General features: G+C 76.5%; 6 protein-coding genes and 1 pseudogene. 5 read left to right on the top strand and 2 right to left on the bottom strand.

What is annotated here, in order from left to right:
* The first annotated feature begins 71 nt into the window (after positions 1-71).
* The 3 genes from ABT048_RS33625 to ABT048_RS33615 all read left to right on the top strand — a co-directional run bounded on the left by ABT048_RS33625 (position 72) and on the right by ABT048_RS33615 (position 3,734).
* Positions 72-2,243, top strand: coding sequence for an asparagine synthase-related protein (locus tag ABT048_RS33625; RefSeq protein ID WP_350525372.1), 2,172 nt, complete (start codon positions 72-74; stop codon positions 2,241-2,243).
* Between the two features lie 169 nt (positions 2,244-2,412).
* Complete coding sequence (locus tag ABT048_RS33620; protein WP_350525371.1) at positions 2,413-2,934, top strand: universal stress protein; 522 nt, start codon at positions 2,413-2,415, stop codon at positions 2,932-2,934.
* 95 nt (positions 2,935-3,029) lie between these two features.
* Entirely contained in the window at positions 3,030-3,734 is a 705-nt protein-coding gene (locus ABT048_RS33615; protein ID WP_350525370.1) for a DsbA family oxidoreductase, read from the top strand.
* Positions 3,735-3,789: 55 nt separating this feature from the next.
* Here ABT048_RS33615 and ABT048_RS33610 read toward each other — a convergent pair whose 3' ends face one another.
* Positions 3,790-6,129: a sigma-70 family RNA polymerase sigma factor gene (locus ABT048_RS33610; RefSeq protein ID WP_350525369.1), complete on the bottom strand. Its 2,340-nt coding sequence runs from the start codon at positions 6,127-6,129 to the stop codon at positions 3,790-3,792.
* Between the two features lie 338 nt (positions 6,130-6,467).
* Positions 6,468-7,358, bottom strand: coding sequence for a TetR/AcrR family transcriptional regulator (locus ABT048_RS33605; protein WP_350525368.1), 891 nt, complete (start codon positions 7,356-7,358; stop codon positions 6,468-6,470).
* A gap of 479 nt (positions 7,359-7,837) precedes the next feature.
* Here ABT048_RS33605 and ABT048_RS33600 point away from each other — a divergent pair, with 479 nt between their 5' ends.
* Together ABT048_RS33600 and ABT048_RS33595 are read left to right on the top strand one after the other, a co-directional pair.
* Positions 7,838-9,283: an NAD(P)/FAD-dependent oxidoreductase gene (locus ABT048_RS33600; protein ID WP_350525367.1), complete on the top strand. Its 1,446-nt coding sequence runs from the start codon at positions 7,838-7,840 to the stop codon at positions 9,281-9,283.
* Between the two features lie 170 nt (positions 9,284-9,453).
* A pseudogene (locus ABT048_RS33595) lies at positions 9,454-10,758 on the top strand (SpoIIE family protein phosphatase); the annotation flags it as partial.
* Positions 10,759-10,949 lie beyond the last annotated feature (191 nt).

Below are 10,949 nucleotides of genomic sequence, written 5' to 3'. Positions count from 1 at the left end.
GGCCGCCACGGCACACCCACCCGGCGTTCGGCACGCCGCGCGGATGCAGGTCCTCGTCCGGTGGAGGCGCGATGCGGTGGCTGACGGGCTGGTGCACGGGCGGGCCCCGGGCGGGCACGCCCGTGCACGGGACGCCCGGCACGGTCGCGCCGATCGCCGCGCGCCCGCTGTGGACCGGACCCGACCCGCTCTGGGCCGTCGGCGACTGGCGCCCCGAGGAGATCCGCCTGGTCACCCTCCGCCCCGGCGCCCCCGCCGCGGTCAGCACCGGCCCCACCGCCCCCGACCCGGTCGAGGACACCCCCGCCACCACCCGGCTCGCCGTCCTCGGCCACTGCGGCGCCACCGACGCCGAGCTCGCCGCCGGCCTCGCGGCCGCCCGCGGCGGCGCGGTCCGCCACCTCACCGCCTGGCCCGGCAGCTACACCGTCGTGCTGCGCGCCGGCACCCGCTCCACCCTGCTGCTCACCGACCTCGCCGGCGCCCAGCCGGTCTTCCACACCCCCTGGGCCGGCGGCACGGCGTACGCCACCGCCGCCCTCCCGCTGGCCGACCTGGTCGGCGCCGCCCTGGACACCGGCCACCTCGCCGCCCGGCTCGCCTGCCCCGAGTCCCCCGAGGCGCTCGGCACCGGAACGCCGTACCTGGGCGTCCAGCAGGTGCCGCCCGGCCACGTGCTCGGGATCCGCGGCGGCCGCCCGTACCTGTCCGGCTACGACGACCCGGTCTCCGCCGAGCAGCCCCGCGACGAGGCGCCCGCCGTCCGCGAACTCACCCGCGCCCTGCTGGAATCCGTCCGCTCCCGGGTCCGCACCACCGCGCCGGTCCTCGACCCCGCCGGGCGGGCCCGGCTCGGCGTCGACCTCTCGTACGGCACCGCCTCCGCCACCGTCGCGCTGCTCGCCGCGGCCGTACCGCTGCCGCCGGTGCCCGCGGCGACCGTCCCGGCCCCGAGGGCACCGGGGGCCGCAGGGGCCGCGGGGCCTCCCGGAGTCGCACCGGGGGCCAGGAACGGCGCCGTCAAGGGGTCCTGGGCCCGGGCCGCCGTCCGGGAGCCCGCCGCGCCCGAGCAGTTGGCCGCCGTCACGCTCGGCGAGACCGAGCCGCCGGCCACCCTCGCACTCGCCCCCGACACCCCGCGACTGCGGCACACCGTGCTCGACCCCGGCCCCGACACCCTCCCGTACGCCGGGCTGCGCACCGACCCGCAGGCCGGCCGGCTCACCGACGAGCCCGGGCCCGAACTCGTCGCCGCCGCCCGCGCCGAGGCCCGCTTCGACGCCGGCGGCACCGACCACCTCACCGGCTACGGGGCCCGCCAGGTCCTCGACGGCCACCCGGCCCGCCTCGCCGACCTCATCCGGGCCGGCCGCCCGCGCGAACTCCTGCCCCCGGTCGCCGCGCTGGCCGGGGCCGACCGGGCCGTCGCGGGCGTCCTGACCGGCGCGCTGCGCACACCGCTCACCGTGGTCCGGGCCGCCCACCGGCTCTCCCGGGTCGGCTACGCCGAGGCGCTGGACGAGGCCGCCGCCAAACTGACCGCCCGCCACGTCCCGGACGGCGGCGGGACGGCGGGGAGCCGCTCGGCCGTCGACCTCGCCTGGTGCGTTCCCGGGCCGGCCGCCCGCTGGCTCTCCGACGAGGCGCTCTCCTCCGTGGCCCTGCGGCTCCGCCTGGCGGCGCGCAAACCGGCGCCCGACGAACGCCCCGGCGCGCACCGCGCCCGGCACGCCCTCTACCGGCAGGCACGCTCCTTCCGCACGCTCGTGCACGCTGCCGAACAGCCCGGCCAACGGCTGCACGCGCCCTTCCTCGACAACCAGGTCGTCCGCGCCGCCCGCCTCCTCCCCGACGACGTCCGCCTCCAGCCCGGCGCCCGGCACGCCCTCCTGCACGCCGTCCTCACCGGTGCCGGCCGCACCGACCTGCCCCCCGACTGGGGCCGCGGCCCCCGCCCCGACCGCACCGCCCCCGCCCGCGCCGGACTGCGCCTGGCCGCCGACGGCCTCGCCGAACTCTTCGACGCCCCCCTCCTCGCCGAAGCCGGCCTCATCGACCTCCCCGCCGTCCGCGCCGGCCTCGCCGACTCCGCGGACCCCGCCTCCCCGATCTCTCCCGGTGCGCTCGCCGGCCTGGCCGAGCTCGTCTCCGCCGAACTCTGGCTGCGCCGCGTCCGCGCCCGCCGCCACGGCGCCTGCTGGACCGGCCTCCCGCACCCCCAGCCCCCCGCCCTCACCCCCTGACCCGACGCAGGACGGCCGTGCCGCGCGGTGGGCCGCCTCCGCGCTCCTCCGCCCGTCGACCGGGCCGCACCCACCGACCCGCCCCCTTCTCTCGGCGCGGTTGCGGCGGCGGCGTCGTCCGGGCGCCCATGATGGCGGGGTTGTGGATCCGGGGCGAGGAGGGTGTGCGGTGACCGGTGGGAGCGCGGGGCGGGACGTGCCCGTGGTGCTGTCGGTGCTCGGGCGGCCGCCGGCCGGCCGCCCGGCCGGGGTGCTGGCGGCGTGCGACGGGTCGGACGGGTCGCTGTGGGCGCTGGACCGGGCGATGACGGAGGCGGAGCTGTTCGGCCTGCCGCTGTACGTGCTGGCCGTGGTGAACCCGGCGCCGGCCGGCTATCCGCCGGGGATGGCGGAGCTGGTGCAGGAGAGCGTGGAGACGCTGGTCGAGAGCACCGCGGACGGGCTGCGCCGCTCGGTGGTCGCCGTGCAGCGGCAGCGCCCGACGCCGTACGCCGGGGAGATGTCGCTGCACGTGGTGCTGGGCAACGTCATCGAGGTGCTGCTGGAGGCGGCGCCCCGGCAGCACACGATGGTGGTCGGCACCCGGGGCAACGGCGGGTTCGCCCGGCTGCTGCTGGGGTCGGTCAGTTCGGCGATGGTGCACCACGCGGCGTGCCCGGTGCTGGTGGTCCCGGCGCCGCCGGCCGGCTGAACCGGCAGGTCAGGGAGTTGTCGGGAATGTACCGAGATGGTTCATCGTTCACCCATCTCGTACACATCTGACAAGACGCCCCCTGGAGACCCCGCATGAAGGTCGAGATCTGGTCCGACATCGCCTGCCCCTGGTGCTACATCGGCAAGCGCCGCTTCGAGCAGGCCCTCGCGGACTTCCCGGGCAAGGAGCAGGTCGAGGTCGTCTACCGCCCGTACCAGCTGGTCCCGGACGCCCCCGCGACGGCGAGCCCGCACCGCGCCTGGCTGGCCGAGCGCTACGGGCCGCAGTCCGTGGCGATGGACGCCCGGGTGGCCGAGCTGGGCCTCGCCGAGGGCATCGCGTACGACTTCGACGCCGCGCTGCACGCCAACACCTTCCTCGGCCACCGCCTGCTGCACCTCGCCGAGTCCGAGTACGGCCCTGAGGCCCAGGGCCGGTTGAAGGAGGCGCTGCTCAAGGCGCACTTCACCGACGGTGTCGACGTCGGCGACCGCGCCGCGCTGGTCGACGTCGCCGTGGCGGTGGGCCTGGACCGGGAGCGGGTGACCGCCTACCTGGCGGGCGACGAGGGCACCGCCGAGGTCGACGCCCAGCTGGCCGAGGGCCGGGAGCTGGGGATCTCCGCCGTTCCCACCTTCGTGTTCGAGGGCAAGTGGGCGGTCCAGGGCGGACAGGACGCCGAGACCTTCCGCAAGGTGCTGGACCAGGTCGCCACCGAGATCGGCGAGCGCCGGCCCGCCCCGGTGCAGGTCGCCCCGGCCGGGGAGGCCTGCGCGGACGGCGCCTGCGCCATCTGACCCCCTCCGGGCCCCGGCGGCCCGGAGCCCGAGGCCCGTTTCCGGTGCACCTGCCTCAGGAGCACCGGAAGCGGGCCTCGGCCCAGTCCGCGACGTTCAGCGCCGACCAGATCCCGTTCGCCGGCGTGACCACCAGCCGGATGGACTTCTGCCCGGCCAGCGGCACGTGCACCGGCACGGCGTCGTCACCGACGGCGAGCGCCCGGGAGCGCCACAGGGTGCGGCCGTCGCCGCCCTCGACGGAGAAGACCACCCCGCCGGGCGAGAGCGTGGCGTCGTCCACTCCGGCCACCGCGTCGAAGGACGTGCAGCTGCGGTTGAGGTCGATCAGGGTGGTCGCCGGGGCGCGCACGGTGAGGACGTGCGCGTGGTGGTCACCGCCGATCCAGCCGCCGACGCGCTGCCAGAAGTTGTCGCTGCCCTTCTGCCGGATGCTCGGCTGGGGCGGCGGCACCCGGTTGTGGCCGGGCTTGATCACGGGCAGCGCGTCGGCCCAGAAGTCGGTGGGCAGCGGCGGGGTGGGCGGTGTGACGGTCGGGGTCGGCACCCGCGGCGGGGTGGGCGTCGGGACGACGGGCGGCTCGGGCACGGGCACCGGCGGCAGCGTCGGCGCGGGCACGACCGGGGGCACGAAGGTCGGCTTCGGGGCCGCCGGGCTGCTGGGCGCGGCCGGGGCGGGCTTCGGCGCCCGGGCCGCGGGCGGTGCCGGAGCGGGTTTGACGGGCGGCTGCGCACTGGGGCTCGGCGCGGGCTGCTCCGGGGCCGGCGCGGCGCTGCTGGGCGCGGGTGCCGGGGCGGGCGCGGGGGGCGCCGGTGCCGGAGGGGGAGCCGCCGGGGACGGGGCCGCCGGGGAAGGCGCGGCCGGGGCGCTGACGGCCGGGGGAGCGGCCGCCGGGGGAGTCGGCTCGGACGAACCGGTCAGCGCGTAGGCGGCGACGGCGGCCGCGGCCACCGCGACGGCGGCGGCGATCCCGGCCTTGGCGGCCGCGCCCAGGCCCTCGCCGGCCAGGGCGGCCGCGTGCCCGCCGGAGGCCGCACCGGTCCCCGCGGCCCCTCCGCCCGCGGCACCGCCCGAGCCCGCGGCACCGACGGACCCGGCCGCACCCGCCGTACCGCCCGCAGCCGAGCCGGCCGCCGCGCCCGAGGACCCGGCGGTCGCCGCCGCCGTCCCCGCGGCCGCCCCGCCGACCGCGGCGACACCGCCGACGGCGGCCGCGGCGGCACCGAACCCGCCGACCCCGACCCAGACGAGCACGCCGCCGGGCAGCAGCGCGCGCAGGCCGGTGTTGATCTCGGTCAGTTCCAGGCAGGCCGCCGTGCAGCGGTCGCACTCCTTGAGGTGCCGTCCGACCTCCGCCGAGGCCCGCTTGCGCAGCGAGCCGCGCGCGTACGCGCCGAGCCGGTTGGCGTACCCCTCGCACGCCCGGTCCTGGCTGCCGGAGACGTGTGCCTGCAGGAACGCGGCGGCGAGCCGGTCACGGGCCCGGTGGGCCTGGACGGCGGTGGCGTTGGCGGTCTTGCCGAGCATCACCGCGACGGTCTTGGGGGACTCCCGCTCGACCTCGGTGTGCCAGAGCACCACCCGGTCGTCCTCGGGCAGTTCGGCGTAGGCCTGCATGACCATCCGCTGGTCGGCCATCGCCATCGCCCAGGCGTCGGCGCCCGGGTCGGCCAGGTCGGGGTCGGCCACGGCGGCCGAGGTCTGCGCGAAGACGGCGAAGTCGTCCACGAGTTGCTCGCGCCGTTCGCTGCGGTGCCAGGCGGCGGCGACGTTGCGCACGGCGGTCAGCAGGTAGGCGCGGACGGCGAACTCCGGTCCCTTGCCCGCCCGCAGCGCCTGCAGGGTGCGGGCGAAGACCTCGCCCGCGAGGTCCTCGGCGGTGAAGTTGTCCCGGCAGCAGGTGCGCGCGTAGCGGCGGACCGATTCGGCGTGCCGGCGGTAGATCTCCTCGTACGCGGTGTCGTCGCCGGCCCGCACCCGGGCGGTCAACTCGGCGTCGGAGGGCGGGCGCTCACCGTCCACCGGGTCGGCGGGCGCGGGCACGGTCGGGCGCACGGGCCGGCCGCCGCCGAACTGCTCGCCGACGAACGCCTCGGGGGCGACGCCGCCGCGGCCCGCCGGGGCCTGGCCGGGCACCCGGCCGGAGGGCAGCGCGGCGGCCGATGCGGAGAGCGACTCACGGCTGGGCATCCCGGCCTGGTCGGGGACGTGTCCGGCCGCGGAACCCGCTGCGGCGCCCGGGCCTTGGGCCGGTCCGCCGGCCCCGCCCGGGCTGCCGAGCCCGCCCGTACCGCCGAGCCCGCCGGAGCCTGCGGCGGACCCTTCGGCGGTACTACCCGAGAGGCCTCCGAAGTCGAGGCCGTACCCGTAGTCGTTCTGTTCCTCGGCGCTCACAACGGACCCCAGATTCCACGACAGCCCCCGTAGTGTGGCAGGGCGCGCGGACGTGCGTAGGCGCACGGTTCCCCGGCGTGCGGCGCCGACGGCGCGCGAAGGGCGCGCATCCGGACATTGGCTCCAACCACGGGCAAAGGATGGCATAGCGCAGGGACGCGCGGTAGCCGGACCGGCCGTTCCCCACTCTTCCGTGGGGCCGTCGCGGATGTGTTCGCCCAGTGTGCGGCGCCCGGTCGCGCGACACCCGCATCCGGCGCGCGCGCCTGCCCCGCGCGCCGGTGATCCGTCCAACTGCCCTGCCCGCCAAGCGCGGCGGCCACACCCGCCGCCGGGAGTCAGCGCGCCCGCAGGCCGTCCAGCAGGATCTGCAGCAGCCGGTCCGCGGGACCGGTGAGCGCCTGACCGTCCGTCTGCGGAGCAACCGGCGAGAAGCCGCCCGCCGCCGGCGTCGAGACCGACGGGCGGGCCGCGTGCACCGGCACCGACGCGGTCAGCACCAGCACCACGTCCGACACCGTGACACCCGGCCGCAGTTCGCCCGCCGCACCGGCCCGCGCCACCAGCGCGGCCAGCAGCTGGAGCAGCAGCCGGGGATCGGCGTCGGCGGCCGACGGCTCGACCGCCCCGCCGGACCGGGCCTCCTCACCGCGCAGGTCGAAGCGGACCGCCGCGGGCGGTTCCGGCACCCGCTGTTGAGGCACCCGGCCCAGCTCCTCCGCGTAGCGGAACGCCTCCGGCGGCAGCAGCCGACCGGCCCCGCTGCTCACCGCCCGGGCCAGGTAGCCGGCCAGCGACTCCCAGGCGCCGTCGCCGCCGTACAGCGACTCGCGCGCCTGCGCGGTCAGCCACGCCACCTCCTCGGCGGCGATCCTCTGGACCAGCACCTCCTTGCTCGGGAACCGCCGGTAGACGGTGCCGACGCCGACCCCGGCCCGGCGCGCGACCTCCTCCATCGGCGCGCCGTAGCCGAACTCGCCGAACACCTCGCGGGCCGCCCGCAGCACGCTCTCCAGATTCCGTCGGGCGTCCACCCGGAGCCGTGCCCCCGGCACCGGCGGCACGGCCTGCGCGGACTCGGTCCGGTACGGCGCGGCGCCCTGGAACATCCCGGCCTGCGCCATCCCGGCCTGCACCGACAGGTCCACCGGGCCGCGTTGCTCGGGCACCGTGCCCGGCCCGGCCTGCGGTGCTCCCGCCCGCCCCAACACCTGCTCCTGTTCCATCATCCCAACTCTCCCCCGCAGGCGTCCGAATCCGGACCCTGTCGTCGCCCGCCCCTGCACCCCCCGGTGCAGCTCAGCCCGTCAGAAATGACCCGATGAACCATCGCTCGTGCCGCCCGTCCCGTTCCGGTGACCACGGTTTCGTGCCGCCGGGCCGGGTCCATGTCCGGCTCGGCGCGTCGGCACCGCCCGGGGCCCTGTCCGGGAACTACCCTTCCCCGGATGACTGTCCCCCAGTCGGGTTCTCACGCCAACGCTGGAACTGGCCGTAGTGGCCGCTCCACGGTGCGTCGCCGCCGATTGTCATGGCGACAGCCGCCCCGGTACACAATCCGACCATAGTTCACGGCTCTTCGCGGCCGAAAGTGCGTCAGAAAGTCGCCCAGGAAGCACAACTGGCCACGACGGCCACTCGCGACGCAACCAGCCCCGTACGGACTGTGGACAAGACCACCTCCGCCGGTCCTTCATAGGGGGGCGTGATGGGGGACACCCCCGGCCGCGAGGCCGGGACGAAACGTCACATCGGCAGGAGGTGCACCATCAGGATCCTGATCGCCGGCGGCGGCTGCGCCGGTACGGCCACCGCACTCCACCTCCAGCGCGGCCTGCGGGAGCGGCTGCGGAGCGGCGAGGTGGAGATCACCGTGGTCGAGCCCCAGGCCTACTTCACCTACCACCCGCTGCTGGCCGAGGTCGCGGCCGGTTCGATCGACCCGAGACACGTGGTCGTCCCCCTGCGCCGGGTCCTGCCCGACTGCCGGGTGCTCACCGCCCGGATCACCCGGATCGAGCACGCCGCCCGCCGCGCCCTGGCCGACGCCGCGAGCCCCGGCGAACCCCCGGCGCCGATCGAACTGCCCTACGACGTCCTGGTGGTGGCCCCCGGATCGGTCTCCCGGACGGCACCGGTGCCGGGCCTCGCCGAGCACGGCCTCGGCTTCTCCACCGTCGGCGAGGCGGTCGGCCTGCGCAACCACGTCCTGGAACAGCTCGACCTGGCCTCCGCCACCCGCGACCCCGCCCTGCGCCAGGCCGCGCTCACCTTCGTCTTCGTCGGCGCGGGCTACGCGGGCGTCGGGGCGCTCGCGGAGCTGGAGGACATGGTCCGCACGGCCGTGCGCGGCTACCACAACGTCCGCGCGGAGGACCTGCGCTGGGTGCTGGTCGAGGCGACCGACCGGATCCTCGCCGAGGAGTCGCCCGAACTCGCCGAGCACACCCTCGGCGAGCTGCGCGAACGCGGCGTCGACATCCGGCTGCGCACCACCCTGGAGTCCGCCGTCGACCGGGTCGTCGCACTCTCCGACGGCAGCCGCTTCGGCGCCCGCACCCTGGTCTGGACGGCGGGCGTCCGGCCGTCCCCGCTGCTGCGCGACACCGACCTGCCGCTGGACACCCTCGGCCGGGTCCGCTGTCTGTCCACCCTGCAGGCGGTGGGACCGGACGGGCGGGCCCTGCCCGGCGTCTGGGCGGCCGGCGACTGCGCGGCCGTACCGGATCCGAACGCGCACGGCGCCCCCTGCGCGCCCAACGCCCAGCACGCCTTCGCCGAGGCCGCGCTGCTCGCCCGCAACATCGCGGTCGCCCTGGACGGCGGGCCGCACGCACCGGGCCTGGCGGAGTACGAGCCCGGTCCCGCGGCCTGCTCGACCTCGCTCGGCCCGCACCGCGCCGTCGCGCACACCCGGCGGGGCGGCAAGCTCACCGGCCGGCGGGCCTGGTGGCTGCACCGGGCGAGGCACCTGCGGCGGCTGCCGACCGCGGAGCGCCGGGTCCGGGTGCTGATGGACTGGGTGCTGGGCGGGGTGTTCTCCCGCGAGGTGGTCTCGCTGGGTGCGATGGAGCACCCGCGTTCGGCTTTCGAGGAGGGGTTCGACCCGAAGCCCGGACGGCCGTCCGACGCCGGACCGGATGCGCCCCGCTGACCGCCCCCGCCGATGCGGCCCGGAAACCGATCGGACGGCCACGCCGGGCGCGCGACTTCCGAAACCGGGCCTCTGCCTGACAGGATCAGCCCGACCTGGTCATTACCCCGTGTACTGCCGTGTACACAAAAAGTGATGATATGCCTGGAAAACGAGGAAGCGGCCGTCGTTTGAACCTGATGCGTTGGAGCGCCCGGCTCACCGGAGTCCCCTGGCGTGCCACCCCGACTTGCGGGGTCGGCACCGACGAGGGCGCGCCCTCCGCCGACGGCGTCGTCGTGCCCAGCCCCCGCGAACCGGCCGGCTCCACCGCCGCCGCCTCCGAACTCCTCGACCCGCACAAACCCCAGAACCTGCGCGAGGTCCTCAACCGCATCCCCGCCCCGGTCGCCGTCACCTACGGCCCGCTCCACCAGCTCGGCTACGCCAACCGCGCCTACCGCGAACTCTTCGGCGAACGCCCCACCGGCCTGCCCGCGGGCGAGGCGCTCCCGGAACTCGGGACCATGGGCGTCCTGCCCCTGATGGACCAGGTCATCCGCGGAGGCCGCCCGCGCAGCGTCAAGGCCCGCTGCATCCTCGGTCTCACCGGCAACCGCTACTACAACGTCTCCTGCGTCCCGCTCGGCTCCGGCGACACCACCGACGCCCCCGTCGAGGGCCCGCCCGCCGGTGTCCTGATCTTCGCCGCCGAGGTCACCGACCAGGTCCTCGCCGCCGCCCGTCTGCGCGAAGCCGAACGACGCCAGCGCGAGGCCGCCGTCACCCTCCAGCGCAGCCTGCTCCCGCAGAAGCTCGACCAGCCGGCCGACCTGCGGGTCGCCGCCACCTACCAGCCCGGCGGCGCCGAGGCGGCCGTCGGCGGCGACTGGTACGACGTCATCGCCATCGACGGCGGGCGCACGGCACTCGTCATCGGCGACGTCATGGGCCGCGGCCTGCGGGCGGCGGCCGTCATGGGCCAGCTGCGCACCGCGGTCCGCGCCTACGCCCGCCTCGACCTGCCACCGCACGAGGTGATGCGCCTGCTCGACGGCCTCGCCATGGAGATCGACGCCAACCAGATCGCCACCTGCACCTACGCCGTCTGGGACCCGGAGCGCCGCACCCTCTCCTACGCCTCGGCCGGCCACCTCCCGATCCTGCTGCGCTGCCCCGACGGCACCATCCTGCGCAGCGAGGAACAGAACGGCCCGCCGCTCGGCACCGGGGGAGGCATGCACGTCTCCCACACCCTGCGCCTGCTCCCCGGCACGACCGGCGTCCTCTATACGGACGGCCTGGTCGAGCGTCGCGACGAGGACATCGACCAGGGCCTCGACCTCCTGGCCCGCACCCTGACCGGTGCGATCGGCGCCCCCGACGTCATCTGCGCCCGTCTGCTGCGGGCGATGGGCGTGACCTCGGAGCACGACGACGACGTCGCCGTCCTGGCCTTCCACCTGCCGGCGGCGGAGGTCGCCGAAAATTCGCTTGCGGGCCTTGACTCGGCCATCCCAGAGGTCTAGTGTTCTTCGAGTTGCCTGACATGGAGCACCGGACACGCATCAGCGCGGACGGCCCCCGGGGCAGCCAATCCTCTGAAACACCACTTCCCAGGTTCGGGCTGGGTTGCGTTCGCATTTCTGCGTCGCGGCTCGGTTCTTATTCGGCGTGTTCGTTTTAT

Source organism: Kitasatospora sp. NPDC096140 (assembly GCF_040303045.1).
Taxonomy (GTDB): Bacteria; Actinomycetota; Actinomycetes; order Streptomycetales; family Streptomycetaceae; genus Kitasatospora.
Note: the sequence above shows the minus strand (reverse complement) of the source record. Positions and strands in the feature narration are given on the sequence as shown.